The sequence below is a fragment of the Paracoccus sp. (in: a-proteobacteria) genome, assembly GCF_030538695.1.
In the GTDB taxonomy this organism is placed as follows: domain Bacteria; phylum Pseudomonadota; class Alphaproteobacteria; order Rhodobacterales; family Rhodobacteraceae; genus Paracoccus.
This window is the reverse complement of record NZ_JAUNTN010000026.1, coordinates 18,829-45,676: the sequence shown is the minus strand read 5'-3', so window position 1 is coordinate 45,676 and position 26,848 is coordinate 18,829. Positions and strand designations below refer to the sequence as shown.

General features: G+C 62.1%; 25 protein-coding genes and 1 tRNA gene. 9 read left to right on the top strand and 17 right to left on the bottom strand.

The features are described 5' to 3' along the window. Nucleotides 1–73: 73 nt before the first annotated feature. The 5 genes from Q4G24_RS14185 to obgE all read right to left on the bottom strand — a co-directional run bounded on the left by Q4G24_RS14185 (nucleotide 74) and on the right by obgE (nucleotide 3,879). Nucleotides 74–373 carry a hypothetical protein gene (locus Q4G24_RS14185; RefSeq protein ID WP_303367194.1) on the bottom strand — a complete coding sequence of 100 codons (300 nt, stop codon included), beginning with the start codon at nucleotides 371–373 and terminating at the stop codon, nucleotides 74–76. Further along, complete coding sequence (locus Q4G24_RS14180; protein WP_303367193.1) at nucleotides 328–621, bottom strand: hypothetical protein; 294 nt, start codon at nucleotides 619–621, stop codon at nucleotides 328–330. The genes Q4G24_RS14185 and Q4G24_RS14180 overlap by 46 nt, the downstream gene beginning before the upstream one ends. A 104-nt stretch (nucleotides 622–725) precedes the next feature. Then, nucleotides 726–1,292: a hypothetical protein gene (locus tag Q4G24_RS14175; RefSeq protein WP_303367192.1), complete on the bottom strand. Its 567-nt coding sequence runs from the start codon at nucleotides 1,290–1,292 to the stop codon at nucleotides 726–728. A gap of 449 nt (nucleotides 1,293–1,741) precedes the next feature. Then, nucleotides 1,742–2,848 (bottom strand): glutamate 5-kinase, encoded by a 1,107-nt coding sequence (gene proB, locus Q4G24_RS14170; RefSeq protein ID WP_303367191.1) that lies wholly within the window; start codon nucleotides 2,846–2,848, stop codon nucleotides 1,742–1,744. After that, nucleotides 2,845–3,879 carry a GTPase ObgE gene (gene obgE, locus Q4G24_RS14165; protein ID WP_303367190.1) on the bottom strand — a complete coding sequence of 345 codons (1,035 nt, stop codon included), beginning with the start codon at nucleotides 3,877–3,879 and terminating at the stop codon, nucleotides 2,845–2,847. The genes proB and obgE overlap by 4 nt, the downstream gene beginning before the upstream one ends. Nucleotides 3,880–4,013: 134 nt before the next feature. Here obgE and Q4G24_RS14160 point away from each other — a divergent pair, with 134 nt between their 5' ends. From Q4G24_RS14160 to eno, 4 genes are all read left to right on the top strand, one after another. Continuing rightward, the gene (locus Q4G24_RS14160; protein ID WP_303367189.1) at nucleotides 4,014–4,352 is read left to right on the top strand and encodes a multidrug efflux SMR transporter; all 339 of its coding nucleotides are present in this window, start codon (nucleotides 4,014–4,016) and stop codon (nucleotides 4,350–4,352) included. Between the two features lie 114 nt (nucleotides 4,353–4,466). Beyond that, a complete protein-coding gene (gene aqpZ / locus Q4G24_RS14155; RefSeq protein ID WP_303367188.1) occupies nucleotides 4,467–5,159 on the top strand; it encodes an aquaporin Z in 693 nt (230 codons plus the stop codon). A 101-nt stretch (nucleotides 5,160–5,260) separates the two neighbouring features. Further along, nucleotides 5,261–6,634 (top strand): YdiU family protein, encoded by a 1,374-nt coding sequence (locus Q4G24_RS14150; RefSeq protein WP_303367187.1) that lies wholly within the window; start codon nucleotides 5,261–5,263, stop codon nucleotides 6,632–6,634. An 87-nt stretch (nucleotides 6,635–6,721) separates the two neighbouring features. Continuing rightward, nucleotides 6,722–7,996: a phosphopyruvate hydratase gene (eno, locus tag Q4G24_RS14145; protein WP_303367186.1), complete on the top strand. Its 1,275-nt coding sequence runs from the start codon at nucleotides 6,722–6,724 to the stop codon at nucleotides 7,994–7,996. A 46-nt stretch (nucleotides 7,997–8,042) separates the two neighbouring features. Here the strand turns inward: eno and Q4G24_RS14140 are convergent, their stop codons facing one another. The 4 genes from Q4G24_RS14140 to cysS all read right to left on the bottom strand — a co-directional run bounded on the left by Q4G24_RS14140 (nucleotide 8,043) and on the right by cysS (nucleotide 13,029). After that, nucleotides 8,043–9,098, bottom strand: coding sequence for a chemotaxis response regulator protein-glutamate methylesterase (locus tag Q4G24_RS14140; protein ID WP_303367185.1), 1,056 nt, complete (start codon nucleotides 9,096–9,098; stop codon nucleotides 8,043–8,045). Between the two features lie 138 nt (nucleotides 9,099–9,236). Further along, complete coding sequence (locus tag Q4G24_RS14135; RefSeq protein ID WP_303367184.1) at nucleotides 9,237–9,986, bottom strand: squalene/phytoene synthase family protein; 750 nt, start codon at nucleotides 9,984–9,986, stop codon at nucleotides 9,237–9,239. Continuing rightward, nucleotides 9,983–11,605 carry a citramalate synthase gene (cimA, locus tag Q4G24_RS14130; protein WP_303367183.1) on the bottom strand — a complete coding sequence of 541 codons (1,623 nt, stop codon included), beginning with the start codon at nucleotides 11,603–11,605 and terminating at the stop codon, nucleotides 9,983–9,985. Before cimA ends, Q4G24_RS14135 begins: the two co-directional genes overlap by 4 nt. A 59-nt stretch (nucleotides 11,606–11,664) precedes the next feature. Continuing rightward, nucleotides 11,665–13,029: a cysteine--tRNA ligase gene (gene cysS, locus Q4G24_RS14125; protein ID WP_303367182.1), complete on the bottom strand. Its 1,365-nt coding sequence runs from the start codon at nucleotides 13,027–13,029 to the stop codon at nucleotides 11,665–11,667. A 282-nt stretch (nucleotides 13,030–13,311) separates the two neighbouring features. Here cysS and Q4G24_RS14120 point away from each other — a divergent pair, with 282 nt between their 5' ends. Together Q4G24_RS14120 and Q4G24_RS14115 are read left to right on the top strand one after the other, a co-directional pair. Further along, nucleotides 13,312–14,478 (top strand): nucleotide sugar dehydrogenase, encoded by a 1,167-nt coding sequence (locus Q4G24_RS14120; RefSeq protein ID WP_303367181.1) that lies wholly within the window; start codon nucleotides 13,312–13,314, stop codon nucleotides 14,476–14,478. After that, nucleotides 14,478–15,488, top strand: a complete 1,011-nt coding sequence (locus Q4G24_RS14115) for a GDP-mannose 4,6-dehydratase (protein ID WP_303367180.1) — start codon at nucleotides 14,478–14,480, stop codon at nucleotides 15,486–15,488. Before Q4G24_RS14120 ends, Q4G24_RS14115 begins: the two co-directional genes overlap by 1 nt. A gap of 8 nt (nucleotides 15,489–15,496) precedes the next feature. Here the strand turns inward: Q4G24_RS14115 and Q4G24_RS14110 are convergent, their stop codons facing one another. Further along, nucleotides 15,497–16,111: an FMN-binding negative transcriptional regulator gene (locus Q4G24_RS14110; RefSeq protein WP_303367179.1), complete on the bottom strand. Its 615-nt coding sequence runs from the start codon at nucleotides 16,109–16,111 to the stop codon at nucleotides 15,497–15,499. Beyond that, nucleotides 16,104–17,186 (bottom strand): glycosyltransferase family 2 protein, encoded by a 1,083-nt coding sequence (locus tag Q4G24_RS14105; protein ID WP_303367178.1) that lies wholly within the window; start codon nucleotides 17,184–17,186, stop codon nucleotides 16,104–16,106. Before Q4G24_RS14105 ends, Q4G24_RS14110 begins: the two co-directional genes overlap by 8 nt. 115 nt (nucleotides 17,187–17,301) lie before the next feature. On the opposite strand from Q4G24_RS14105, the gene selD reads away from it, so the two are divergent. Then, entirely contained in the window at nucleotides 17,302–18,345 is a 1,044-nt protein-coding gene (selD, locus tag Q4G24_RS14100) for a selenide, water dikinase SelD (protein ID WP_303367177.1), read from the top strand. A gap of 88 nt (nucleotides 18,346–18,433) precedes the next feature. Here the strand turns inward: selD and trpB are convergent, their stop codons facing one another. Then, nucleotides 18,434–19,660, bottom strand: a complete 1,227-nt coding sequence (trpB, locus tag Q4G24_RS14095; RefSeq protein ID WP_303367176.1) for a tryptophan synthase subunit beta — start codon at nucleotides 19,658–19,660, stop codon at nucleotides 18,434–18,436. Nucleotides 19,661–19,762: 102 nt separating this feature from the next. Here trpB and Q4G24_RS14090 point away from each other — a divergent pair, with 102 nt between their 5' ends. Together Q4G24_RS14090 and Q4G24_RS14085 are read left to right on the top strand one after the other, a co-directional pair. Next, the gene (locus Q4G24_RS14090) at nucleotides 19,763–20,773 is read left to right on the top strand and encodes a TRAP transporter substrate-binding protein (RefSeq protein ID WP_303367175.1); all 1,011 of its coding nucleotides are present in this window, start codon (nucleotides 19,763–19,765) and stop codon (nucleotides 20,771–20,773) included. Between the two features lie 48 nt (nucleotides 20,774–20,821). Beyond that, nucleotides 20,822–21,508: a fumarylacetoacetate hydrolase family protein gene (locus tag Q4G24_RS14085; RefSeq protein WP_303367174.1), complete on the top strand. Its 687-nt coding sequence runs from the start codon at nucleotides 20,822–20,824 to the stop codon at nucleotides 21,506–21,508. Here the strand turns inward: Q4G24_RS14085 and Q4G24_RS14080 are convergent. The 5 genes from Q4G24_RS14080 to Q4G24_RS14060 all read right to left on the bottom strand — a co-directional run bounded on the left by Q4G24_RS14080 (nucleotide 21,505) and on the right by Q4G24_RS14060 (nucleotide 26,786). Continuing rightward, nucleotides 21,505–22,053, bottom strand: coding sequence for a histidine phosphatase family protein (locus Q4G24_RS14080; RefSeq protein ID WP_303367173.1), 549 nt, complete (start codon nucleotides 22,051–22,053; stop codon nucleotides 21,505–21,507). The two genes, Q4G24_RS14085 and Q4G24_RS14080, sit on opposite strands and share 4 nt — an antisense overlap. Nucleotides 22,054–22,103: 50 nt before the next feature. After that, nucleotides 22,104–22,178: transfer RNA gene (locus Q4G24_RS14075), tRNA-Val, on the bottom strand. 79 nt (nucleotides 22,179–22,257) lie between these two features. Further along, nucleotides 22,258–22,623 carry an HU family DNA-binding protein gene (locus tag Q4G24_RS14070; protein ID WP_303367172.1) on the bottom strand — a complete coding sequence of 122 codons (366 nt, stop codon included), beginning with the start codon at nucleotides 22,621–22,623 and terminating at the stop codon, nucleotides 22,258–22,260. A gap of 229 nt (nucleotides 22,624–22,852) precedes the next feature. Further along, the gene (gene lon, locus Q4G24_RS14065; RefSeq protein ID WP_303367171.1) at nucleotides 22,853–25,264 is read right to left on the bottom strand and encodes an endopeptidase La; all 2,412 of its coding nucleotides are present in this window, start codon (nucleotides 25,262–25,264) and stop codon (nucleotides 22,853–22,855) included. A gap of 196 nt (nucleotides 25,265–25,460) precedes the next feature. Continuing rightward, nucleotides 25,461–26,786: a hypothetical protein gene (locus Q4G24_RS14060; protein WP_303367170.1), complete on the bottom strand. Its 1,326-nt coding sequence runs from the start codon at nucleotides 26,784–26,786 to the stop codon at nucleotides 25,461–25,463. Nucleotides 26,787–26,848: the final 62 nt, after the last annotated feature.

Below are 26,848 nucleotides of genomic sequence, written 5' to 3'. Positions count from 1 at the left end.
AATAAAACCCGCAGACTCTCGTTATAAACGAGGGAACAAAGGGGGGCAGGTCAATGGCTTCCTCACAGCTCGATCAACGCACACCCTCGCAGCGTGGATCAGGATGGCGTTCCGCCCACGCCATGCCTCTCCCCCCGACATAGGCAATCTTCTTCTTCGGATACCATGCACCAATGCTGCCGACCGGCTCACCGTTCTGCCAGATCGCGCGGGCAATGTACTCGACCACATACGGCATCGGCAGCGGACGCCCTAGAATGAACGCATCCTGTCCGCACCATTCAGCGACACCTTTCGCGCAGCTGAACCAACCCGTTACCATGTCGTCTAACTCCGCAACGCCTTTGAAGGTGAACAAGTTCTCGTCGCCCACGATCCGGCAACATCAGCGCGGAGCTTTTCGGTAACTGCCTTCTTCGACACATTTGTTTCGCCGTATTCTTCTTCTCGGTTGCCAGTTCCATAGAGCAGCTCCGCTTTCGAGCTAGGTGTATCGGCCCGCCGAACAACTGAGTTACTGTGATTTTGCACGTCGATCTCGACCCATTCATCGATATGGAAGAACTGCTCGATCATAGCCCGGTCCATGGTCGCGGACATGAAGACCGTCTGCACCTTCATCCAGCCATCATCATCGACTGTGATCGCGCTGATGATGGAGACCCAATTGGTCAGCAGCTTCTTCTTGTCCTTCGAGACGCAGATTCGGTTCAGGGACCGGGCCTCTAGGCAATCACACGACCACCGCCAGACGCTTTCTCATACTTCCACCAATGACAATCATAGTCCTGCGCGACCTTTAGGCTCTGCTCATCGTCCATGTCGAGCGTCACATCGACCTGCGGCTTGAGATCGCTTTCGGCTTTGATCAACTCGGCGCATATGTCCGGCGTGAACCCGGCCTCGTCGAGCACATTGAGGGTCAAGTCGCCTTGCACCACCTGATAAAAGCCCAGCAACCAGTCGCCCATGCTATGCTGGGTCACGTCGCAAAGCTCTTTGATCTCGACCGCCCCATGATGCAGCAGGGAAGAGATCGGAGCTTCGTTGATCACCACCACGTCGGCTTGGTTGCGGTTCCCGTTGCTTTCGCCTTCGGCCTGCAATGACAGAAATTCATGAGGCCTGATGCACAGATCGCATAACTTGGACCGTACCTTGATATCTCGCCACACGCAGGTTTCGAACATGAGGCAAAAGCCCAGATCGTCATTGCCGCTGAATGCGGTTGCACGCAGGCCGAACGCTGGGTCTGTGCCGCGCGGGCTGGACAGGATGTTAAAGTCAAGCACACAGTGGCATTGGCTATGGCCGACATCGCCCTATCATCACTCATCACTCATCACCCTCAGCCTGGCGTATTGGGGTTTCGGCTGGTGATTTGTTGGGGCGGCGCAAACCGCCCAAATGCAATTTGAAGGGCGGAAAAACTGGCAGACTTCTCCGCACTTATAATGCTGCGCCAAAAGCTCAAAACCACCTGTAATTATGGCAGACTTCTCCCTTCCCGATACACCCCGGACATGCCTCATCGCACTGCGCTGAAAGCCCTTGTTTTGTTGGCTCAAATGCCTAATCGCCGGCTACACTGGCTATCCCCATAAATCATAAGTTCAACTGTCCAGTAACAGCCGTTGGATATTTTTATAAAGAAGAGCCCGCTTTCTTCTTTACTTAAATATCTCGGGGGGGGAATTTCCAGATGTGATGTGGAGCCAGCCCCCTGTAACCCCACGCCCCTTTACGACCCCATGTCGTCACGATGGACCATCGGACCGCGCCCGGCATAACCGAGGATCGCCTCGATCTCCTCGCTGCGATGGCCGGCGATCCGGGCGGCCTCATCGCTGGCATAGCGCACCAGCCCGTGCCCGATGGCATGGCCGGAGCCGTCCTGAATCTCGACCGCATCACCGCGCTGGAAGCTGCCCTGAACAGCACGCACCCCAACCGGCAACAGCGAATTGCCCCCTGCCAGAGCCTGCGCCGCACCGGTGTCAACCATCAGAACCCCCTGCGGCTTCATCGCGGTGATCCAGTTCTTGCGGGCCAGTTGCGGGTCGGCTTTGGGCAGGAACCACGTCACCCGCGCCCCGTCCCGAATCGTGGACAGCGGCCGCAGAACCGAGCCTTCCGCAATCACCATCGCACAGCCGCCATTGATCGCCGTGCGCGCCGCCATCAGCTTGGTTTTCATTCCGCCTTTCGACAGGCCCGAGACCGGATCGCCGCCCATCGCCTCGATGTCAGAGGTGATTTCGGCCACCACCGGCAGATGCCGCGCCGATGCATCGGTTTTCGGATTGGCGGTGTAAAGCCCATCCACATCGGACAGCAGCACCAGTTGATCGGCCTCGACCGTCACCGCGATTTGCGCGGCCAGCCGGTCGTTGTCGCCAAAGCGGATCTCGTCAGTGGCCACGGTGTCGTTTTCGTTGACGATCGGCACCACCCCCATCGCCAGCAGGCTGCGCAAGGTCGCCCGCGCGTTCAGATAACGGCGCCGGTTCTGGCTGTCCTCCAGCGTTAGCAGCACTTGCCCCGCGCGGATGCCATGCGGGGCCAGCGCCTCCTCATAGTGCCGCGCCAGCCGGATTTGCCCGACGGCCGCCGCCGCCTGGCTTTGCTCCAACGTCAGCGGCCCGGCCGGCAGTTCCAGCAACTTACGGCCAAGTGCGATGGACCCGGACGATACCAGAACCACCTCGACCCCTTGCCGGTGCCAGTCGGCCACATCGTCGATCAGCCCGTGCAGCCATTCGCGCCGCAACCCCTCTGGCCCGACCAGAAGCGCCGAGCCAATTTTGACCACCAGCCGCCGGGCCTCCTGAATCCGGGGGCCGGTCACGGGTGCCAGCCCCCGGCCTCTGGCTCATCCGCCGGCCCCTTGCGTGAGGCGGCGATTTCCGACCAGAGCGCCCGCATCAAGGCCATCACGCCTTCGCCTGCCACACCTGAGACCAGCCGCACATCACAGCCCAAACCTTCCTCAAGCTGCGCTTTCAGCAGACCGCGCATTTCCTCGTCCATGGCATCGATCTTGTTCAGTGCGGTGATGCGCGGCTTCGCGAACAGGACCGGGGAATATTTTTCCAGCTCGGTCAGGATGATGCGGGCATCCTGCAACGGGTCCAACGCCGTGCCGTCGATCAGATGCAGCAGGACATGGCAGCGTTCGACATGCGCCAGAAACTGATCGCCAAGGCCGCGGCCTTCGGATGCGCCTTCGATCAGGCCCGGAATATCGGCCATCACGAATTCGCGCCCGTCCACACCAACCACGCCAAGATTGGGGTGCAGCGTGGTGAACGGGTAATCCGCCACCTTGGGTCGTGCATTGGACACCGCCGAAAGCAGCGTCGATTTCCCCGCATTGGGGAGGCCGACCAGCCCGGCATCGGCAATCAGTTTCAGCCGCAGCCAGATCGTGCGTTCCACACCGGGCTGGCCGGGGTTGGCATTGCGCGGCGCGCGGTTGGTCGAAGATTTGAAATGCAGGTTCCCGAAACCACCATTGCCGCCGCGCGCCAGCATCACCCGCTGTCCCGGTTCGGTCAGGTCGGCAATCACGGTTTCCTGATCCTCGTCCAGAATCTCGGTGCCGACAGGCACTTTCAGCACGATGTCGTCACCAGACGCCCCGGTGCGCTGGCTGCCCATGCCATGCTGGCCGGATTTGGCAAAGAAATGCTGCTGATAGCGGAAATCAATTAGCGTGTTCAGCCCCTCGACCGCCTCGGCCACGACATCGCCGCCGCGCCCGCCATCGCCGCCATCTGGGCCGCCGTATTCGATAAACTTTTCCCGCCGGAAGCTGACGCAGCCCGCGCCGCCCCCGCCCGAGCGGATATAGACTTTGGCAAGATCAAGAAATTTCATGGCGCGCCCCTTCAGCTTTCCCCGCGATACGCCAGCCAGCCGCGCCATTCAAGGCCGCCCGTTCACGCTAACGTGATGGTGACAGAAACACCCGGCCCCGGTATCCGCAACCCCAAGAACAACCGGAGTCCCCCATGCCCATCGCTGCCTATGGTTTCCTGCTTGCCGCCATCATTTTTGAAATCTTTGCCACCAGTATGCTGCAAAGATCGGCGCAATTCACCAAGCTCCTGCCCACGCTGCTGATGGTGCTTGGTTATGGGCTGTCGTTTTACCTGCTGTCGCACGCGCTGAGGTTCATGCCGCTTGGCATCGCCTATGCGATCTGGTCGGGACTTGGAATCATTTTTGTGGCCCTGATCGGCTGGCTGTTCTTTCGCCAGATGATCGACCTGCCCGGTCTGATCGGCATTGCGCTGATTATCGGCGGCGTGGTGGTGATTAACCTGTTTTCATCAACCAGCAGCCATTAAACGCCGTGGCGTTACAATCAGCACAAAGCCGCTAACCATGCGGCTTTTCTCTTGATTATTGTTAAGATAGCGCTAAAGCGGCCCCATGAAACAAACGGTTCACAGGAGCGAACCATGTCCAAGAAAGCAATCGCCGAAGTTGTCGGCACCTTTATTCTGGTCTTTTTCGGCTGCGGCTCGGCAGTTCTGATGGGGGCCGAGATCGGCCTGCATGGCATTGCCATGGCCTTTGGCCTGTCCATCGTCGCCGCCGCCTATGGCATCGGCACCATTTCCGGCGCGCATCTGAACCCGGCCGTATCGTTCGGGTTTCTGGTCTCTGGCCGGATGAGCAACAGCGACTTCATCACCTATGTCATCGCGCAGGTGGCCGGGGCCATCCTTGCCATTCTGGCGGTCTGGGCGATTGCTTCGGGCAAGGCCGATTACAGCGTGGCCGCGAACGGGCTTGGGCAGAACGGCTGGGGTCCGGGTTATCAGGGCGAATACAGCATGATGTCCGCGCTGATCTTCGAGATCGTGGCGACCTTCATCTTCGTGACGGTGATCCTTGGCGCGACCCAAAGCGATTCCCCGGCGGGTTTTGCCGGTCTGGCCATCGGCCTGACGTTGGCGGGTATCCACCTTGTTGGCATCCATGTTGACGGCACCTCGGTCAACCCGGCCCGCTCGCTGGCACCGGCGCTGTTCGCCGGCACTCACGCACTGTCGCAGGTCTGGCTGTTCATCGTTGCACCGCTGATCGGTGCCGGTCTGGCCGGTGTGCTGCACGGCATGGGCCTGACCCGTTCCGACGCAGCCCGGTAATCACAGCCCGAAACACCGCTTTACGGGGGCCGGAGCGATCCGGCCCTTTTTCTTTGCCGCATCGTCCCTAGATCAAGGGGGTAAGCAGCCGAAAGCCCGCGATGATCCGTTTCGATAATTCCTATCTGAACCTGCCCCAACGCGCCTATGCCCGCGTCGCGCCAAACCCGGTGCCAGCACCACAATTGCTGGCGCTGAACACCGCACTTGCGGCCGAACTGGGGCTGGACCCAGACTGGTTGCGCGGACCGAAAGGGCTGGCGATGCTGGCTGGCAACGCCCTGCCGCCGGGGGCGGCGGGGATCGCGCAAGCCTACGCGGGCCACCAGTTCGGCGGTTTCACCCCGCAGCTTGGCGACGGGCGGGCGTTGCTGATTGGCGAAGTGACCTGCCCCGCAGGCCGGTTCGACATCCAGTTGAAAGGTTCGGGCCAGACGCCGTTTTCGCGCAATGGTGACGGTCGTGCATGGCTTGGCCCGGTGCTGCGCGAATATCTGATCAGCGAATATATGGCCCGGCTTGGCGTGCCGACCACCCGCGCACTTGCCGCCGTGCTGACCGGGGCGCGGGTCCAGCGCGAGACGGCCCTTCCCGGTGCCATCCTGACCCGCGTGGCCGCCAGCCATATTCGCATCGGCACCTTCCAGTATTTCGCCGTGCGCGGCGATGTTGAGGCGCTGGCCGCCCTGACCGAACATTGCATAACCCGCCACTATCCCGGTGCAGGTGACGCGCTTGGCCTGCTGCACGCAACCGTCGCCGCGCAGGCCGCAACGATTGCACAATGGATGGCGCTCGGCTTTGTGCATGGGGTGATGAACACCGACAACATGACCATTTCGGGTCAGACCATCGACTATGGCCCCTGCGCTTTTATGGATGGTTTTCATCCTGATACGGTATTTTCCTCGATAGATCGCTGGGGCCGCTATGCCTGGGCCGAACAGCCGCATGTGGCGGTCTGGAACCTTGCGCAATTCGCCAGTTGCCTGATTCCGCTGATGGGCGACCAGGACTGCGCCATCGCGCAGGTGACCGAGGCCGTCCATGCCTTTCCGCAAATCTATGCACAGGAATGGCAGGCCCGGATTTGCGCCAAGCTGGGCCTGCCACCCTCGCCTGCGGGGGCGGATCTGGGACAACGCCTGCTGGATCTGATGGCAGCAGCGCGGATGGATTTCACCACAACATTTGCCAATCTGACCAGCCCACCCCCCGCGCTGTCGGCATGGGCAACGGAATGGCGCAGCCATAACCCCGACACCGCGCTGATGGCCCGCGCCAATCCGCGCCGCATCCCGCGCAATCACCAGATCGAAACCCTCATTCAGGCTGCCACCGCCGGCAATATGACCCCGTTCCATCAGATGCAGGCGGCACTGTCCGATCCATTCACCGAGCGCCCGGAATGGGACCATCTAGACCAGCCCCCTGCGCCGGATCAGGCCGTCACCCGGACCTTTTGCGGAACATAGCCGACCGTTTGCGCGAACGGTCTTTCGCCGCCCCCCGCGCCGCGCTATGTCAGGCGCGACTTGGCAGCGAAAGCGAAAGGCACTTCCATGACCACCATTATCGACATTTTCGCACGAGAAATTCTGGACAGCCGCGGCAATCCGACCGTCGAGGTCGATGTGATGCTGGAAGATGGCACCATGGGCCGCGCCGCGGTGCCGTCGGGGGCCTCGACCGGCGCGCATGAGGCCGTTGAAAAGCGCGACGGCGACAAGGCGCGCTATCAGGGCAAGGGCGTGCTGGAGGCTGTCGCCGCCGTCAATGGCGAGCTGGCCGAGGCGCTGATCGGTGAAGATTCGACCGAACAACTGGCCATCGACCGCATGATGTGCGAGCTGGACGGGACCGAAAACAAAGGGCGTCTGGGGGCCAATGCCATTCTTGGCGTGTCGCTCGCCGTCGCCAAAGCCGCCGCCGAAGCGACTGGGCAACCGCTGTATCGCTATGTCGGTGGCACCGCTGCGCATGTTCTGCCGGTGCCGATGATGAACATTATCAACGGCGGCGAACATGCCGATAACCCGATCGACATTCAGGAGTTCATGATTATGCCGGTGTCGGCCGGCACAATCCGCGACGCCGTGCGCATGGGGTCCGAAGTCTTCCACACGCTGAAAAAAGAGCTGTCGGCGGCAGGTCTGGCCACCGGCGTGGGCGATGAGGGGGGCTTTGCGCCGAACCTGTCCAGCACCCGCGACGCACTGGATTTCATCCTGAAGGCGGTGGACAAGGCGGGCTATAAGCCGGGCGAGGACATCATGCTGGCGCTGGACTGCGCCTCGACCGAATATTTCCGTGACGGGAAATATAACATGAAAGGCGAGGGCAAGATCCTGACTTCGGCCGAAAACGTCGATTATCTGGCCGCGCTTTGTGCCGATTACCCGATCCTGTCGATCGAGGATGGCTGCGCCGAGGACGACTGGGAAGGCTGGCGCCTGCTGACCGAACGGCTTGGGGCTTCGGTGCAATTGGTGGGCGACGATCTGTTCGTCACCAACCCCTCGCGTCTGGCCGAAGGGATCGAGAAGGGCTGCGCCAACAGCCTTCTGGTCAAAGTCAACCAGATCGGCACCCTGTCCGAGACGCTGGACGCCGTGCGTATGGCCGACCGCGCGGGCTATACCAGCGTGATGTCGCACCGCTCGGGCGAGACCGAGGACGCCACCATTGCCGATCTGGCAGTTGCCACCAATTGCGGCCAGATCAAAACCGGCAGCCTTGCACGTTCGGACCGGCTGGCGAAATACAACCAGTTGATCCGTATTGAGGAAATGCTGGGTGAAACCGCCTATTACGCGGGCCGCAGCATCCTGCGCTAAGCGCCAAAAACTGATCAGGGCCGCAGCGAAAACCGCTGCGGCCTGCTTAGGCCCCTCTGGCAAATCCCACCCGCGCCGCTGGCCGCGAGGTCAGTTCCAGAATCCGCGTCCCGATCTCACCCAACGGCAGCAGCTCCTCGACCGCGCCCATCTCATGGGCCACACGCGGCATCCCCCACACAACCGAGCTGTCCTGATCCTGCGCAATGCACCGCGCCCCCGCCCGGCGCAGCGCCAGCATCCCCTCAGCCCCATCGCGGCCCATGCCGGTCAGCATGACCGCCACCGCTCCCTTGCCAAGAAACACCGCTGAATCGAACAGCTCATCCACCGAAGGCCGATGCGAGTTCCGCTTTGGCCCCTCGATCAGACGGCAGACAGGGCGCAACCCGCCATCCAATGTCAGATGGGAAGCACCGCCGGGGGCCAGCAGAATCCGGCCCTGCTCCAGTCGCGCCCCATCACGGGCCAACGCCACGTTCGGTGCAATCCGTGTGTTCAGACGCTGCGCAAAGCTGGCCAGAAAACTTTCCGGCATATGCTGGGTAATCAGCACCGGCGGACCATTTTCGGGAAAGACCTGCAACACCCGTTCCAGCGCCTCGACCCCGCCGGTCGATGATCCGATCAGCACCACTTTACGGTTCCAGTTGAACCCCGCCGAAGAACGCTGAACCGGCGGGGCCGACAGCGAACGCCGCGCCGGAAACCGCACGGCGGCGGCAGCCATCAGCACCGCAGGCAGCCGGTCAAACGCATCGGTCGCCGCCGGGTTGACCGGCTTGCCGATGCAATCCACCGCCCCCAGTGACAGCGCCTCGACCGCGGCGCTGCTGCCACGCTGGGTTTCAGTGGAACACATAACCACCGGCATCGGCCGTTCAGCCATCAGCCAACGCAGAAAATCCAGCCCGCTTTCACCGGGCATTTCGACATCCAGCGTCAGCACATCCGGGCGCAGAACCGCAATCTGGCGGCGCGCCTCATCCGCATTGCCAGCCTCTCCCACAACGACAAGCCGAGGCTCTTTTTGCAATGCAAGCCGCAGCAACCGCCGCATGGTGGGCGAATCATCCACCACAAGAACATTGATCTGGTTCATAGGCAGCCCCGCATCAGCAAAAGGCGAAAAATATATGTCTGTCTGGTCGGTGACACGGAAATGCGACCCTGTATAATCCCTGAAAACAGAGCTTTTATCGCAGCAATTCCTGAATATCCCGTTAACAGGCGACAGTTTTCACCAGCGTCCGGTCACGGAAAATAGTGCTAATTTTAACTTTCTGCCCGCATCCGAGGGCAGTTTCGCCGCTTCGGGATCACGGAAAATGGCCTCAAGAACCCGACGCGCCACCCCGCCATAAAGTGCCGGAGCCGCCTTGCGCGGCACCTCGCGCCGGGCATTTGTAGCCCGGTCCAGCGCCGCCAGCCCGCGCCGTGCCAGATCGGCCCGCGCCTGAGGCCCCGCATCGCGCAAGCCCCGGCCCTGCCCCTGCAAAACCGGCTGCGCCAGCAACCAGTTCGCCAGCCCAACGCCCCGCGCCTGATCGGCAATTACGCCCTCATCCCCCCGCGCGCCCAAAACACCAGCGGCATGGCGCATCACCCCACCTGCCGTTGCGTCAATATAGGCCAGCAATTCATCTGCACCATCAAAGGGTTGCGGCCAGCAGTCCCACTCTCGCGCAGACACCAGACCGGCCAGAGCCACCGCATCCCGACCCCAATGATCGCGCAGCACGTCCAGCATGTCATGGCGATCCGCCGGCCGCCCCTCACCCAAGGCTGCCAATTGATTCAGCCAATATTGCAGGCGCATTTCCGCCAGCATCGGTTCACGCGCTGCGAAAGGGGCGCGCGCAGCCTCAAGGTTCAACGCATAGAGCGCCCACAGCTTTGGCCGCAACGCCTGCGGCGCGGTCAGCGAGGCACCAAAACGGTCGGGATCGGCCTGCCGCAACCAGTTTGCCAGACGGGCAAGGGCGCTCATGCCGGGGCCACGCGGTCGTGGATCAGCTTCCACTGGATCGCCTCGACCAGCGCCTCGAAACTGGCGTCCACGATATTGGCGCTGACCCCAACGGTGGACCAATTTGTGCCGCGCCCGTCGGCGCTGTCGATGGTCACGCGCGTGACGGCATCGGTGCCTGCACCGGTGATCCGCACCCGGAAATCGGTCAGGCGCATATCGTCGATGGCGGCCTGATACGGCCCTAAATCCTTGGCCAAAGCCCGCCACAGCGCATTGACAGGTCCGGCATCCGCCCCCTGCTCATCTGCCGATTCCGAGGCCGAGATCACCCGCTGCCCCGCACAATTCACAACCACCACCGCTTCGGAAACCGAGATCCGGCGACCCAAAGCGTTCATACGCCGCTCGACCGTGACGCGATAGCGTTCGACCTCGAAAAACCGCGGCAAGGCGCCAAGCTCGGCCCGCGCCAGCAGCTCGAAACTGGCCTGTGCGGAATCATAGGCATAGCCCTGATCCTCACGGGCCTTCACCATATCCAGAATCCGCGCCAGCGCCGGATCGCCCGTAGCAACCGCAATCCCGGCCTCAGCCAGCCGCGCCCGCAGGTTCGACTGCCCGGCCTGATTGGACATCGGAATCAGCCGCGCATTGCCCACCCGCGCCGGGTCAATATGCTCATAAGTCGAGGGATTTTTCAGGATCGCGCTGGCGTGCAGCCCGGCCTTATGCACAAAGGCCCGGCCCCCGACAAAAGGCGCGGCACGATCAGGAATCCGGTTCAGGATCTCGTCCAGACGCCGCGAAATCGCCGTCAGCCGGGCCAGCGCCTGATCCGTAACCCCGATCTGGAACGCCTCGGCAAAGGGCGATTTCAGCGCCAGAACCGGGATCAGAGTGGTCAGGCTGGCATTGCCGCAACGCTCGCCCAAACCATTCAGCGTGCCTTGCACTTGCCGCACCCCGGCCTGCACGGCAGCCAGCGAACAGGCCACTGCATTGCCGGTGTCGTCATGGCAGTGAATACCCAGCCGCCCTCCCGGAATCCCGGCGGCAATGACCTCTCGGACCACTTGCGCCACCCGGTCAGGCAGCGTCCCGCCATTGGTATCACACAGCACGATCCAGCGCGCCCCAGCCTCATGGGCCGCCCGCAGACAGGCCAGCGCAAAATCAGGATCATCGGCATAGCCGTCAAAGAAATGCTCGGCGTCGAACAACACCTCACGCCCCTGCGCCAACACATGCGCAATGCTGTCGCGGATCGCGGCGAGGTTATCCTCCTGAGCAATGCCCAAAGCCTCACGCACATGCAGATCATGGGTCTTACCGACCAGACAAACGGCAGGGGTTCCGGCATTGAGAACCCCGGCCAGAACCTCATCATTGCTGGCAGACCGCCCCGTGCGCCGGGTCATACCAAAGGCCGTCATCACCGCCTGCGTCTTCGGCACGGCAGCGAAAAACTCGCTGTCTGTTGGATTCGCGCCGGGCCAGCCGCCTTCGATGTAATCCACCCCCAACTCATCCAGCATCCGCGCAATTTCGGCCTTTTCAGCGGTCGAAAACTGCACGCCCTGTGTCTGCTGCCCGTCGCGCAAAGTGGTGTCATAGATATAAAGACGTTCTTGGCTCATCTTTTGTCCAGAAATATCCTCGGGGGGTCCGGGGGGCAGACAGCCCCCCGGTCCTGCCATTACAGTAACGCCTTCAGCCGGGCCGGATCGAAACCCGGCTCCAGCGACCATTCCACACCGGCGGGCGTATCCTTGACCGAAACGCCCGCCGCCGCGAACCCGTCACGGATTGCGTCAGATCGGGCAAAGTCCCGCGCTGCCCGCGCCTCAGCCCGCGCCGCCAGCAGCGCCGCGATCAGGGCCTCGGCCTCATCACCCGCTTGCGTCCAGCCACCCATGTCATCGGTCAGCAGACCCAAAAGCCCCGCCGAAGCCTTCAGCGCAGGCGCATCGCCGTCGCGCGCCAGATCATGCAGCGCGGCCAGCGCGCCCGCCGTGTTCAGATCATCGGCCAAAGCCGCCAGCACAGGTGCCGCCACCTGCCCCGCCGCCACGCCATCGGTCAGCCCACGCCAGCGGCGCAAGGTGCCTTCGGCCTCGGCCACCTTTTCGGCGGTCCAGTCCATCGGGCGACGGTAATGGGTCATCAGCAGCACCATACGGATCACCTCAGGCTGCACGCCCTGATCCAAGAGGTCGCGGACCGTAAAGAAATTGCCTAAACTTTTAGACATTTTCTTGCCCTCGACCTGCAACATCTCATTATGCAGCCAATAACGGGCAAAATCATGGCCGGGATTGGCGCAGCAGCTTTGCGCGACCTCGTTTTCATGGTGCGGGAACAGCAGGTCGATCCCGCCCGCATGGATGTCAAAATCCGGGCCAAGATATTGCTGGGACATGGCCGAACATTCGATATGCCAGCCCGGACGCCCCCGCCCCCACGGGCTGTCCCAGCCCGGAGTTTCCGCATCCGAGGGCTTCCACAGCACGAAATCCATCGGATCACGCTTGAACGGCGCAACCTCGACCCGTGCGCCGGCGATCATATCATCGACCGAACGTCCCGACAGCTGGCCATAACCGGCAAAACTGCGCACATCGAACAGCACATGGCCCTCGGCCTCATAGGCGTGTCCACGCGCGATCAGATCCGCGATCATCGCCACCATACCGGGGATATGCTCGGTTGCGCGGGGTTCCACATCCGGCAGGGCTACACCAAGCGCGCCCATATCGTCGTGATACCACCCCACGGTTTCCTCGGTCACATCCCGAATCGGACGGCCGGTCATCATCGCCCGCGCGTTGATCTTGTCGTCCACGTCGGTCAGGTTGCGCACATAAGTCACCGCTTCCGCGCCATAGACATGGCGCAGCAGCCGCACCAGCACATCGAACACCACCGCAGGCCGCGCATTGCCAAGATGCGCCCGGTCATAAACGGTCGGACCGCAGCAATAGACCCCGATCCGCGCTGCATCGCGCGGGTGAAAATCCTGTTTTGTCCGGGTCTTGCTGTTCGTCAGTCGGATCTGAACCATATTGCCCCTTTCGCGGGGCTGCCGGTCTGATACGCGCCTGCCCCGCCTGAAAACTCAGCCGGTAATGCAGCAGCGAAGGATGAAGCGCATCGACATATTGCCCTGATAGCCGATCTGCGCCCCCCTGCCAAGGGCCTGCCATCGCCCTTTCCGCCCATCAGGGATTGCGAAAACGTCAAAAAATATCTATTTGTCACCGCAAGATGTGCAAAACTGCCTGCACATGACAGGCTGCACAAAAATGATGGGCCACAATCCGGCCATAACACAGGACAAATGCAGATGAAGATTGCAGTTGCAGGCTTGGGCTATGTCGGCCTGTCAAACGCGGTCCTTCTGGCGCAGCACCATGAGGTTTGGGCGCTGGATGTGGACGAAAACCGGGTGCGCATGGTCAATGACCGTCAAAGCCCGATCGAAGATGCCGAGATCGCGCAATATCTGGCGGAAAAACCGCTGAACCTGACCGCAACCACCGATGCGGTGGCGGCGCTGTCGGGGGCGGATTTCATCATCATTGCCACGCCCACGAATTACGACGACCGCACCAACCGCTTTGACACCTCGACGGTGGAAACGGTCATCACCAATGCACGCCAGATCACCTCACGCGCCACCATCATCATCAAATCCACCATTCCCGTGGGTTTCGTCAGCCGGATGCGGGTCGAGGCGGGCTATCAGGGCATCATCTTCTCGCCCGAGTTTCTGCGCGAGGGCAAGGCGCTTTACGACAACCTGTATCCGTCGCGGATCGTGGTCGGCGATCACGGCCCGGCGGCACATCGTTTCGCGGAACTTCTGGTCGAAGGTGCAATCCGCAAGGATATGCCCGTGCGCTTTACCGGCCCGGTCGAGGCCGAGGCGATCAAGCTGTTTTCCAACACTTATCTGGCCTTGCGCGTGGCCTATTTCAACGAACTCGACAGCTATGCGCTGAAACATGGGCTGAACACACGCGAAATTATCGAGGGCGTCAGCCTCGACCCGCGCATCGGCGCGCATTACAATAACCCGTCCTTCGGCTATGGCGGCTATTGCCTGCCCAAAGACACCAAGCAATTGCTGGCCAATTACGAAGACGTGCCGCAAAACCTGATCGGAGCCATCGTTGAATCCAACCGCACCCGCAAGGATTTCATCAGCGATCAGATCGTGGCGAAGCAGCCCAAGGTCGTCGGCGTTCACCGGCTGGTGATGAAGGCCGGGTCCGACAATTTCCGCGACAGCTCTATTCAGGGCATTATGAAGCGGATCAAGGCCAAGGGGATTGAGGTCATCGTTTATGAACCCGTGCTGAAAGAGGACCATTTCTTCCGCAGCCGCGTGGTGCGTGATCTGGACGCTTTCAAGGCCGAATCCGACCTGATCCTTGCCAACCGCCTGACCGATGACCTGCGCGATGTCGCGGCCAAGGTCTATACCCGCGACCTGTTCGGAGTGGACTGATGAAAACTGTTCTTGTCACCGGAAGCGCCGGATTTATCGGCTATCACCTGTCCAACCTGCTGCTGGATCAGGGCTTTGCAGTTGTCGGCATCGACAATCACAATGATTATTACGACCCGGCCCTGAAAGCCGCGCGCGAAGAACGGCTGACCGCCCGCGACGGCTTTACCGCCATTCGCGGCAGCGTCGAGGAGCCGGGCCTGCTGATGGATATGTTCGCCACGCATAAGCCCGATGCGGTGGTGCATCTGGCCGCGCAAGCCGGTGTGCGCTATTCCATCGAAAACCCCCGCGCCTATACTCAGGCCAACCTGCTCGGCACGTTCGAGCTGCTGGAGGCCGCCCGCGCCCATCCGCCCGCGCATCTGCTGATGGCTTCGACCAGTTCGGTCTATGGCGCCAATACCGAAATGCCCTATCGGGAAACCGACAAGGTGGACACACAGATGTCCTATTACGCGGCGACCAAAAAGGCGAATGAGGCGATGGCGCACAGCTATGCGCATCTGTTCGGCCTGCCGATCACCATGTTCCGCTTTTTCACCGTTTACGGGCCTTGGGGTCGCCCGGATATGGCGCCCTATCTGTTCACCAGCGCGATTTTCGACGGCCGCCCGATCAAGGTGTTCAACCACGGCGACATGAAGCGCGACTTTACCTATGTGACGGATCTGGTGCGCGGTATCCGCCTGCTGATGGATGCGGTGCCGGTGCGCCCAGCCGATGGTCAGGTCGAGACGGGAGACAGCCTGTCCCCGGTCGCGCCCTGGCGGGTGGTCAATATCGGCAATGGCGATTCCGTGCAATTGCTGGACTTTATCGCCGCAATCGAGGCCGCCTCGGGGCGTGAAGCGGTCAAGAACATGCTGCCGATCCAGCCCGGCGATGTGCCTGCGACATGGGCCGACACCACGCTGCTGCGCCGGCTGACGGGTTACGCCCCGCAGACCAATGTGCGCGACGGTATGGCGGCCTATGTGGACTGGTATCGGGATTATTACGGGGCCTGATTACGGGCCTAACGCCGGCGGCGCATGGCTTCGGCCAGCGCGTCCTCGCCCCGCGCGAACAGATCACCGACCGCGCCCGTAAGGTCGCGGTCGTCGCGATTCTGGCTGAGTTTGGATTTGGCCTCGACCCGCTCCGGGGTGATACGGAACGCCACGATCCCCGCCAGCATCTGATCCAGAAAATCCGCAGGCGCATCCGCCATGCGCCATGCCGCATCACCATTCACCCGCCGTTCATACAGGCGGGTCAGCAGCGCCACCGCCGCCCGTTTGGCCTGCATGTCATGCTGAAAGCTGATCTGGCCATGCACATGCACCACCTGATAATTCCAGGTCGGCACCGCGCGGTGATGCTTAGCCTTGCTGGGGTAGCTGTTGGGCGAGATATAACCCTGAACCCCCTGAAAAATCGCCAGAACCGGTCTGCCGTCCGGCAGTTCATGCAAGCCGTTGCCAATGGCGACATGACCGATCAGTGCTCCATCAGGCGCAGCGAACAGAGGCAGGTGATTGGCCTGAAAGCCCTGATCCCCCTGCGCCACCACGACGGCCAGCGGATGATCCGCCATCAGCGCAGCAACCTGAACCGGGTCGGTTTCGTGGAAATGCTTGGGGTTATACATCGGTGGTTCCTTTGTCCGGTTTGGCGGGCTGAGCAGCCTCGGCATTGCGTTTGGCCTCGGCGGCCCGCATCCGCATCAGGCCGTGAGTCAGCATCATTTGCTGATCCAGCGGCAAAACCTGCGTACTGCCCGCCTGCATCGCGCGGGCGAACAGATAGAATGGCTCGGATTGGGTCAGCAACTCGGCAATCCGCGCCCGCCGCCAATCCAGTGCGCGCCGGTGCAGCATTGCCAGCTCGGGGTCATGCAAAAAGACCTGCATCCGGGCCTCGACCGCATCCATCAGGCGCATAATCCGGCGGTCCTCTGCCATATTGAAATTGCGGTCCAGCCAATAGGACAGGTCAATCGGATCATGGCTGTGATTGGGCTTGCCGCGCAGGGTTTTCAGCACGAAATCCTCGACCGAGCCAAGCGCATAGTGGTTAAGCTGGGCCAGATCATAGCGCGGCGCATCATGCAAAATCACCGTGCCGCCATGCGCCCGCACCACCCGCCCCGAGCCGTCCAGCCAAGTGTCCTCTGCCAGCGGCGCGGCCCAACGCGGGCGATGGACCCCAAGACGCGCAACATTTTCAGTCATACGAAACAAGGTCTTATACTGCACCGCCCGCCACGGCCATAACATCCTTTCGGGGGCGCAGCGGGTGAACTGGCGCAACACCGGGGCGTCCGAGAGCCGCGCCACCCCGGCATTGCCGAACATCCGCCAGGACACCGAAAACGCCTGCGCATCAGGCGCAACTGCGAACAGATCATCCAGCCGCCCCGCGCCCGCATGGATGCAAAGGAATTCGTCCACATCCGAGACCATCACCCAATCCGCCCGCTTGACCTCGCGCTGGTTCATGGCACGGGTCAGCGCCTGCCATTGCACGGTTTTAACGCCGCGCCGGGCATTGGGTAGATGCCGCACCACGCCCATGGCCGCCAGACGGTCCAGCATCAGATCGGTGCCGTCGCTGCAATCATTCGAGAAGATCAGAAAGTCGGTAAAGCCAATCTCCTGATGATAGGCCAGCCATTCAAGGACAAAGGGCGCCTCATCGCGCATGGTGGTGACGATGGTGCGCATCTTTTTCCCGCCGCTGTTTGCGATTTTTTAACGCATCCTGTGGTAAGGCGAAAGCCGTTGCAACCCGCGCAAGGCTGACGCAGGAAGGGGAACGAACAGGAAAGGGCATAAGATTATGACTGACCACCCAAAGCTGACCTCTCTGGCACATGGCGGCGGCTGCGGCTGCAAGATCGGGCCTGCGGTGCTGGCGGAATTGCTGGCAGAACAGCCGCTGGCGCAAGCCTTCCCGCAACTGCTGGTCGGCAATGACACCTCTGACGATGCCGCCGTCTGGCAGGTGGACGACAACACCGCCATCATTGCGACAACCGATTTCTTCATGCCGATGGTGGATGACCCGTTCCAGTTCGGGCGGATCGCGGCGGCCAATGCGATTTCTGACATTTATGCTATGGGCGGGCGGCCGATTTTCGCGCTGGCGGTGCTGGGTATGCCCATCGACAAGCTGCCCGCAGCCACCATCCGCGAGATTTTGCAGGGCGGCGCCGATATTTGCGCGCAGGCCGGGATTCCGGTCGCGGGCGGTCATTCGATTGATGCGCCGGAACCGATTTATGGCCTCGCCGTGATCGGGCTGGCCCACCCCGACAAGATCCGCCGCAACAGCAGTGCGCAGGCGGGCGACGCGCTGATCCTGACCAAAGGGCTTGGCGTGGGGGTTTATTCCTCGGCCATCAAGAAAGGGTTTCTGGATCAGGCCGGTATTGATGAAATGATCGCCTCGGCCACGCTGCTGAACAAGATCGGGGTCGAGCTGGCCGATAACCCGGCGGTTCATGCGATTACGGATGTGACCGGGTTTTCGGTGCTGGGTCACGGCTGGGAACTGGCGCGTGGCGCGGGCGTGGGGCTGCGGATTCAGGCGGATGCCCTGCCGCTGCTGACCCGCGCGACGGAACTGGCGCAGGCGGGCTGCATCACCGGCGCTTCGGGGCGCAACTGGACTGCGGTGCAGGATCACGTCACGCTGCCCAAAGGCTGTCCCGACTGGCAGCGCGGGTTGCTGACCGATCCGCAAACATCGGGCGGGCTGCTGGTGTCCTGCGCCGCCGATCAGGCCGATGCGCTGGTCGCGCAGATCCGCGCTGCGGGCTATCCGCTGGCGACCCGCATCGGTGACGTGACCGAAGGCCCCGCCCGGATTGAGGTCGTCTGACGCAGAAGGGCCGCCCCCGACGGGCGGCCCTTCTCATCTGATCGTCAGCAAACCGCTGCTCAGGATCACCCCTATGGGCGCTCCCGGTTCAGCCGTCGATCTGCACGCCCAAATGGCGGGCGACCGTAAAGATGTCCTTATCGCCACGCCCCGACAGGTTCACCACCATCAGGTGATCACGCGGCAGCCCCGGCGCAATTTTGGCGGCATGGGCAATCGCATGGCTGGGTTCCAGCGCGGGAATGATGCCTTCGGTCCGGCAAAGCAATTGGAACGCCTCCAAAGCCTCGGCGTCGGTAACATTCACATATTCGGCACGCCCCATGTCATGCAGCCAGGCATGTTCTGGCCCAATGCCGGGGTAATCCAGACCAGCGCTGATGGAATGGCCCTCAAGGATCTGGCCGTCCTCATCCTGCAACAGATAGGTGCGGTTGCCATGCAGCACACCGGGGCGGCCGCCGGTCAGGCTGGCGCAATGCTCCATCCGCTCATCAACGCCATGACCCCCGGCCTCGACCCCGATAATCCGCACCGAAGGTTCATCGAGGAACGGGTGAAACAGCCCCATCGCATTGCTGCCGCCGCCGATACAGGCAACCACCGAATCAGGCAGGCGACCCTCGGCGGCCATGATCTGATCGCGGGTCTCGCGCCCAATCACCGCCTGAAAATCGCGCACCATCGCCGGGTAAGGATGCGGCCCGGCAACCGTGCCGATGCAATAGAACGTGTCATGCACATTCGTGACCCAATCGCGCAGCGCGTCATTCATCGCATCTTTCAGCGTGCCACGCCCGGATTTCACCGCCACCACCTCGGCCCCCAAAAGGCGCATACGGAACACGTTGGGCTGCTGGCGTTCCACATCATGCGCCCCCATATAAACCACGCATTTCAGCCCGAAGCGCGCGCAAACCGTCGCCGTTGCCACCCCATGCTGACCCGCGCCGGTCTCTGCGATGATCCGGGTCTTGCCCATCCGCCGCGCCAACAGGATCTGCCCCAGCACGTTGTTGATCTTGTGGCTGCCGGTGTGGTTCAGCTCCTCGCGTTTCAGATAGATTTTCGCCCCGCCAAGATGCTCGGTCAGACGTGGCGCATAATACAGGGGCGAGGGCCGCCCGACATAATGCGTCCACAGATCGGCCATTTCCGCGATAAAGGCCGGGTCGGTTTTGGCCTGCTTGTATTCGGCCTCCAATGCCAGAATCAGCGGCATCAGGGTCTCGCTGACGAAACGCCCACCGAAAATGCCAAAACGCCCTGAATCATCGGGACCGTTGCGAAAGCTGTTGGGAAGATCGTCGGGCATATGGGGCCTCCTTTGCGTCACATTCCGATTACCGCGCGGGCCGGGCGGTGGCAATGCTGGCCGCGCCGCGCTATATCGCGGGCCCCCACCCATGAGGTCCAGATGCGCCACCTGATTGCCGCTTTCCTGCTGCTGACCGCCCCCGCCACCGCGGCAGAGATCACGCTGAAGGTTCACCATTTCCTGCCGCCCACCACGACGGTTCAGGTCGAGTTGATCGAGCCTTGGGCGCGCGCGGTCGAGGAACAGTCCGGCGGTCGGATCGAGGTGCAGATTTACCCGGCGATGCAGCTTGGCGGCAAGCCGCCACAGCTTTTCGATCAGGCCCGCGATGGGGTGGTGGATATTTCATGGACGCTTTTGGGTTATACACCCGGCCGTTTCCCTCGGGCCGAGGTGTTCGAACTGCCCTTTATCGCCTCGACTGCGGCGGCAACAAATGCAGCTTTGCAGGATTATCAGGCAAAATATCTGACCGATGAGCTGGCCGAGGTTCACCCGCTGTTGCTGCATGTCGGCGCGCCGGGCAAGTTTCACTTCAAGCGCGGCCCGGTCGCCAGCCTTGACGATCTGCGCGGCCTGAAGCTGCGCGGCCCGTCCCGCGCCATGACGGATGCCCTGAACGCCATGGAGGCGGTCGCCGTCGGGATGCCGGTGCCGGAGCTGCCGCTGGCGCTGACCACCGGCGTGATCGACGGTGCGCTGGTCCCGTGGGAGGTCACGCGCGACCTGAAGCTGACCGAGATCACGAAATACCACACCGAGTTTGACGGCGAAAACGGGCTTTACACCTCGGTTTTCGCGCTGGTGATGAACCGGGCGAAATATGACAATCTGCCGCCCGACCTACGCGAGATCATCGACCGCAATGCCGGGGCGGCACTGGCGGCGCAGGCCAGCGCGGTCTATGACGGGATCGAGGCGGATATTCGTCAGCAGGCGCTGGATCATGGTGCGGAAATCACCGTGATCGCGACCGAGGATCAGGCCCCCTGGCGTGCCGCCGCACAGCCGGTCATCGACGCTTGGGTGGCGGCACGGGATGCGGCGGGCGATGATGGCATGGCGATGCTGAATGATGCCCGCGCCATGATTGCCGCGCATCAACCCTGACTTGCGCCCGCCCCCCGCGCCGGGCAAAGTCGTTGGGATAAGGAGGACATGATGCACAGCCTTTTCCCTTCGCCCGCATGGCCCGCGCTGCCGGTGCTTGGTCTCGACGGCACCTATCCCGTTCATCGTATTTTCTGCGTCGGGCGCAACTATGCCGCCCATGCCGCCGAAATGGGTGACGAGGCCGACCGCGAAACGCCGTTCTATTTTACCAAATCGGCGCTGGCCTTTGCGCCTTCGGGCAGTCGCCAGCCCTATCCGCCCGGCACCAGCGACTATCACCACGAGGTCGAACTGGCGGTAGCCATCGGCACCCCCGCCTTTCAGGTCACGCCCACGCAAGCCTTGGCGGCGGTTTACGGCTATGGCACCGCGCTGGACATGACACGGCGCGATTTGCAGCTTGCGGCCAAGGACAAGGCGCGGCCCTGGTCGCTGGCCAAGGATGTCGAGGCATCGGCCATCATCGGCACGCTGACCCGCGCGGCGGATTTCCAGCCCGGCGACCAGACCATCAGCCTGACGGTCAACGGCCAGCCGCGCCAGCAAGGCCACCTGTCGGATATGATCTTTAACGCCTTGGAACTGATCGCGGATTTGTCACGCTTTTATCACCTTGCCCCCGGCGATGTGATCCTGACAGGCACCCCCGCCGGGGTCGGCCCGGTCGTCGCTGGCGATGTGATCGAAGGCCGGATCGAGGGGCTGGAGCCGGTCCGCCTGACCCTGATCTAAAGCGCGCGGTGCTGTCCGCCTTCGACATGGTAAACCTGCCCTTGCCGCAAGGGCAGGTCGCCAAGTTTTGCCACACCCTGCCCCAATGCCAGCACCCGCAGCATCCGCAGCGTCACCCCATGCGTGACCACCACCGCCGGGCCGGTCAGATCATCCAGAAACGCCCGGCAACGCACCGCCAGCGCGGCGAAATGCTCGCCATTCGGGGTCTGGTCATACCAGCCTAACCAATCGTGAAAGAGGCCCGGATGGTCGCGGTGTAAATCATCCAGACGAGCGCCGGTAAAATCGCCCACGTCGATTTCCACCAGCCGGGGATCGGTGATGAAGTCTGGGCCCAAAATGATCCGCGCGGTGTCCTGCGCCCGGCCCTGCGGGCTGGCATAGCCCGGTGCCGTGATCCCGGCCAAGGTTGCCGCCTGCTGTTCCGCCTGTTTCCGTCCCTGCACGGTCAGGGGGGAATCGAGCCGCCCCTGCAACCGCCCCTGCCGGTTCCATTCGGTTTCGCCGTGGCGCAGCAGATAGAGCGGGAACGGATGTATCATCGGGCCTGACATGCAAACGGGCGCAGCCTGCGCCGCGCCCGTTGGAAGAATGGTGGGTGATAAGAGATTTGAACTCCTGACATCTTCGATGTGAACGAAGCGCTCTACCACTGAGCTAATCACCCGGTTCGCGCGATTTATCCCTGCGCGACAGGTATTGCAAGGGCGATCTGACGGAAAATCGACAAAATCGCCCGTTGCAGGTCAGGCATCCGCGCTGTCGGCCTTGCGGCGCAGGCGCAGGATCAGGACTTCACCGCCGCCGACATCTTTCTGGCGGTTCACGCGCGCCTTGCCAAAAGGCTGAACCGCAAGGCTTTCACCAGCAGCGAAGGCTTTACCAAGCTCGGCCAAGGTGGCTTCGACGATCACGCGGGCATCGTTCTTTTTCGCCCCCGAGGCGGCAACCACACGGTCCAGAAACTCGCGCTTCTGCACAATTTTCGCCGGGATCGGATCGGACACTTCGGGCTTAGCCTTGCGGGCGCGGGGAGCCGCCTTTGCAGCTTTCGGCGCGACCGCTTTGGCGGCGTTTTTCGGGGCGGTTTTCGCGGTGGCTTTCGTGTTCACGTTTACCTCGGGGCTGATAGTGGCTGAGTTCAGGCGCTTTCCCGTCAGAGGATTCTGAACAGCAAAAGCAGACAAGTGCCTGATGCGCCAAGCAATGTGTCGCGTCAATTAAAAGAAACGCCAGTTAACGGGGTTTTGAGACAAAAGCAACCCGCAACCGCCTGCCATTCCAAAAGCAAGCGGCGCAGCCTTTCGGTTGCGCCGCCATTTGGTCAATATTTCTAGAAGGTTAATGCGTTATCGCATCCGCCGCCGGCCGCTGCGCAGCCAGACGGGCGGCCTCGGCCGCGGCAGCCTCCTCGGCGGCCTCGTCCCAGTCCAGCGATTCCGGCATCCGCACCAGCGCATGTTTCAGCACCTCACGGACGTTTTCCACCGGGATAATGCGCAGCCCTTCTTTGACATTGGCCGGGATCTCGGTCAGGTCCTTTTCGTTGTCCTTGGGGATCAGCACGGTTTTGATACCGCCGCGCAGCGCCGCCAGCAGCTTTTCCTTCAGCCCGCCGATGGCCAGCGCATTGCCGCGCAGGGTCACTTCGCCGGTCATCGCCACATCCTTGCGCACCGGGATGCCGGTCATCACCGACACCACCGACGTCACCATCGCCAGACCAGCGGACGGCCCATCCTTGGGGGTTGCCCCTTCGGGAACGTGAACGTGGATGTCCCGCTTTTCAAACTCGGGCGGACGAATCCCCAGTTCCGGCGCGACCGAGCGGACAAAGCTGGACGCGGCGTCGATGGATTCCTTCATCACCTCGCCCAGTTTCCCGGTGGTTTTCATCCGGCCCTTGCCCGGCAGTTTCAGCGCCTCGATCTGCAACAGATCGCCGCCAACGCTGGTCCAGGCCAGCCCGGTGACGACGCCAACCTGATCCTCGGCCTCGGCCAGACCATAGCGATGGCGCCGCACGCCAAGGTATTCCTCGGCCTTTTCGGGCGTCACATCCACGGATTTGACCTTGCCGCGCAGGATTTCAGTCACCGCCTTGCGGGCCAGCTTGGCGATTTCGCGTTCCAGATTCCGCACCCCGGCTTCGCGGGTGTAATAGCGGATCACATGAGTCAGAGCCTCATCCGAAACGCTGAACTCACCCTTGCGCAGACCGTTTGCCGCAACCTGTTTCGGCAACAGGTGCTGACGCGCGATTTCACGCTTTTCATCCTCGGTGTAGCCGGCCAGAGAAATAATCTCCATCCGGTCCAGCAGCGGGCCGGGCATGTTATAGCTGTTGGCCGTGGTCAGGAACATGACGTTGGACAGGTCGTATTCCACCTCAAGATAGTGGTCCACGAAGCTCGCGTTCTGTTCCGGGTCCAGCACCTCCAGCATGGCAGACGCCGGGTCGCCCCTGAAATCCTGCCCCATCTTGTCGATTTCATCCAACAGGATCAGCGGGTTGGTGGTTTTCGCCTTTTTCAGCGCCTGAATGATCTTGCCGGGCATGGACCCGATATAGGTGCGCCGATGGCCACGGATTTCAGATTCATCGCGCACGCCGCCAAGGCTGATGCGGATGAACTCGCGCCCCGTCGCCTTGGCAACCGAGCGGCCAAGCGAGGTTTTCCCGACGCCCGGCGGGCCGACGAGGCACAGGATCGGGCCTTTCAGCTTTTGGCTGCGGGTCTGCACGGCCAGATATTCAAGGATACGCTCCTTGACCTTTTCCAGCCCGTAGTGATCCGCATTCAGGATTTCCTCGGCCTTGCCAATATCCTTGCGGGTACGCGATTTCGTCCCCCAAGGCAAGGACAGCAGCCAGTCCAGATAGTTGCGGCTGACGGTCGCCTCCGCCGACATGGGCGACATGGATTTCAGCTTTTTCAGCTCGGCCTCGGCCTTGTCGCGGGCCTCTTTGCTGAACTTGGTCGAGGCGATTTTCTCCTCAAGCTCGGCCAGTTCGCCGCCCTCGTCCTGATCGCCGAGTTCCTTCTGAATGGCCTTCATCTGCTCATTCAGGTAATATTCGCGCTGGGTCTTTTCCATCTGGGATTTGACGCGCGATTTGATCTTTTTCTCGACCTGCAAGACAGACAGCTCGCCCTGCATCTGGCCATAGAGCTTTTCCAGACGCGCGGCCACGTCCAGCTCCTCCAGCAGAGCCTGTTTCTCGGCCACGTCGATCCCCAAATGGCCGCTGACCAGATCGGCCAGACGGGCGGGGTCGCGGGTTTCAGAAACCGTGGTCAGGACTTCTTCGGGAATGTTCTTGCGCACTTTGGTGTAACGCTCGAACTCATCCGCGACGGTGCGCACCAGCGCAGCAGCCGTCGCCGCGTCGCCGGGCTGTTCGTCCAGCGCAACCGCCTCGGCCTCGAAATAATCGGGGTTATCGACAAAGCCGGTGATCTGCACCCGCTCACGCCCCTCGACCAGCACTTTCACGGTGCCGTCGGGCAGTTTCAGCAGTTGCAGCACATTGGCCAGAACACCAGTGGTATAGATGCCCGCCGCGTCCGGCTCATCAATCGACGCATCCTTTTGCGCAGCCAGCAGGATCGGGCGGTCCGCCTCCATCACCGCTTCCAATGCGCGCACGGACCGATCGCGGCCGACGAACAGCGGCACGATCATATGCGGAAAGACCACGATGTCGCGCAGCGGCAGCACCGGATAGGTCGTTTGGGAAGTATCACTCATTATCGGTCCTTTCATGCCCGAGACCGCAGCCCCTTGGCGGCAGCAGACGGTCTCTGCCTGCGGGTCAATTTAGGTTCGCCCCGGTTCCGGTTCAATATGCCGGGCCGTTCTATTTCCGTTCAGGGTTAATCAAATTGTTACAATGACATGAGGCGGCAGGATCACCCCGCCGCCTCTGAAAGCTGGTGTCACAGGTTTATTCAACCGGCAGGAAACGCTCGAAACTCAACTGCACCGGGCGGGCGGCAAAGGCCCCGTCCGAGCTGCTGTTCATCACCGCCAGCCGATATTTGCCCGGCGCCAGCACCACGACCATTTCCGCATCCAGACTGTCGTTGCTGTCATCTACATCCCCCACGGCTACACCCTGCGCATTGAACAGGCGCAAGCGCGGATCGGACACGCCCCCACCAATAGCGTTGATCGCATAGGCCGCGCGGCGCTCTACGTCAAAGCTGAACCAGCGGGCAGATTTGCCGACCAGTATGGTGGTTTCGGCCCTTGTATCCGCCTCGACCGCCTGAATCGCCACCGAACCATCCATGGGCGGGGCCATCTCTGCCCGGTCATAGGCTTCGCGCAGCATCGCGACCTCGTCAAAGGCGTCCACCGAGACCGTGACAGCGCCCGGCTCGTGCCCAATAGAACGAACCCCGATGCAATATTCCCCAGCAGGCAGCGGCTCCATCATGTCCAGCCGCGCATTCAGGCTGTCGCGGTCATCATCATTATAGCCCAACTGCCGACCTTCCGCATCAAACAGCGCCATCACCGGGTCCAGGGCGGTGTTTTGCGCCCGCAGGGTCAGCGCCGCCGGAGCATCCAGCGTAAAGCGCAGATAAGCTTCTGTGCCGGTCAGGTTGACCTGTTGCTGAACCGGGGTGCCTGCCCGCCCGGCATTGTCCAACGCCATGTTCAGATCGCCCTCGATCAGCAAACCGGCCTGCGTGTCCGCGGTGCAGGCGGGAATGTTGCTGTTGCCGCCGCCGTCTTCCGCGCCCAGCGTCGCCGGATCGGGCAGGTCGAACAATGCGGGCTGACTGGCACGGGCGATCTGAAGCTCGCCCATGGCCATGCCATATTCACCGACCGCATCGACGATCACGCAGTAATCCCCCGGCTCCAGCGGCGTTTCGACCCGTGCGTTCAGCGTGCCTTCACCGGCGTCATCATTCTCGCCAAAGATATTGCCCTCGCTGTCCAGCAAGCGAACCTTCGGATCACCGTCACCACGCGGGCCGGTCGGTGCGGCCTCGATCCGCAGGGTTTCCTCGGCCTCGGCGCTGACACGAAAGGCGGTTACGGTGGTGGCCCCGGTGCCCAGCGACAGGCTCAGGCGTAGTGGATCGGCGGCCGTCGAAACATCCGACTCCTCAGCCGTGCCATTGACCCAGGACCGCGCAGCATAATCGCCGCAAAGCAGCGCAACATCGGTTTGCGCCGCCACCGGAGCAGCCGAGGTAAAGAACGCGCAGCCAAGCGCAAGGGTCAGAGGACCAGACAACCTGTCGACACCACGCATCGCGCAATCTCCTGTTGACATTTGATGCGCAAGCCTTGCCGCAAGCCATCCGGTTTTGCAAT

Coding starts and splice junctions, on each gene's coding strand:
- Q4G24_RS14140 (WP_303367185.1), bottom strand. CDS start 9,098: ATGAACCAGATCAATGTTCTTGTGGTGGATGATTCGCCCACCATGCGG.
- Q4G24_RS14150 (WP_303367187.1), top strand. CDS start 5,261: ATGATCCGTTTCGATAATTCCTATCTGAACCTGCCCCAACGCGCCTAT.
- Q4G24_RS14135 (WP_303367184.1), bottom strand. CDS start 9,986: ATGAGCGCCCTTGCCCGTCTGGCAAACTGGTTGCGGCAGGCCGATCCC.
- eno (WP_303367186.1), top strand. CDS start 6,722: ATGACCACCATTATCGACATTTTCGCACGAGAAATTCTGGACAGCCGC.
- cimA (WP_303367183.1), bottom strand. CDS start 11,605: ATGAGCCAAGAACGTCTTTATATCTATGACACCACTTTGCGCGACGGG.
- Q4G24_RS14120 (WP_303367181.1), top strand. CDS start 13,312: ATGAAGATTGCAGTTGCAGGCTTGGGCTATGTCGGCCTGTCAAACGCG.
- trpB (WP_303367176.1), bottom strand. CDS start 19,660: ATGCCCGACGATCTTCCCAACAGCTTTCGCAACGGTCCCGATGATTCA.
- aqpZ (WP_303367188.1), top strand. CDS start 4,467: ATGTCCAAGAAAGCAATCGCCGAAGTTGTCGGCACCTTTATTCTGGTC.
- Q4G24_RS14090 (WP_303367175.1), top strand. CDS start 19,763: ATGCGCCACCTGATTGCCGCTTTCCTGCTGCTGACCGCCCCCGCCACC.
- lon (WP_303367171.1), bottom strand. CDS start 25,264: ATGAGTGATACTTCCCAAACGACCTATCCGGTGCTGCCGCTGCGCGAC.
- Q4G24_RS14105 (WP_303367178.1), bottom strand. CDS start 17,186: ATGCGCACCATCGTCACCACCATGCGCGATGAGGCGCCCTTTGTCCTT.
- Q4G24_RS14115 (WP_303367180.1), top strand. CDS start 14,478: ATGAAAACTGTTCTTGTCACCGGAAGCGCCGGATTTATCGGCTATCAC.
- Q4G24_RS14110 (WP_303367179.1), bottom strand. CDS start 16,111: ATGTATAACCCCAAGCATTTCCACGAAACCGACCCGGTTCAGGTTGCT.
- Q4G24_RS14080 (WP_303367173.1), bottom strand. CDS start 22,053: ATGATACATCCGTTCCCGCTCTATCTGCTGCGCCACGGCGAAACCGAA.
- Q4G24_RS14085 (WP_303367174.1), top strand. CDS start 20,822: ATGATGCACAGCCTTTTCCCTTCGCCCGCATGGCCCGCGCTGCCGGTG.
- obgE (WP_303367190.1), bottom strand. CDS start 3,879: ATGAAATTTCTTGATCTTGCCAAAGTCTATATCCGCTCGGGCGGGGGC.
- Q4G24_RS14060 (WP_303367170.1), bottom strand. CDS start 26,786: ATGCGTGGTGTCGACAGGTTGTCTGGTCCTCTGACCCTTGCGCTTGGC.
- selD (WP_303367177.1), top strand. CDS start 17,302: ATGACTGACCACCCAAAGCTGACCTCTCTGGCACATGGCGGCGGCTGC.
- cysS (WP_303367182.1), bottom strand. CDS start 13,029: ATGGTTCAGATCCGACTGACGAACAGCAAGACCCGGACAAAACAGGAT.
- Q4G24_RS14180 (WP_303367193.1), bottom strand. CDS start 621: ATGAAGGTGCAGACGGTCTTCATGTCCGCGACCATGGACCGGGCTATG.
- Q4G24_RS14160 (WP_303367189.1), top strand. CDS start 4,014: ATGCCCATCGCTGCCTATGGTTTCCTGCTTGCCGCCATCATTTTTGAA.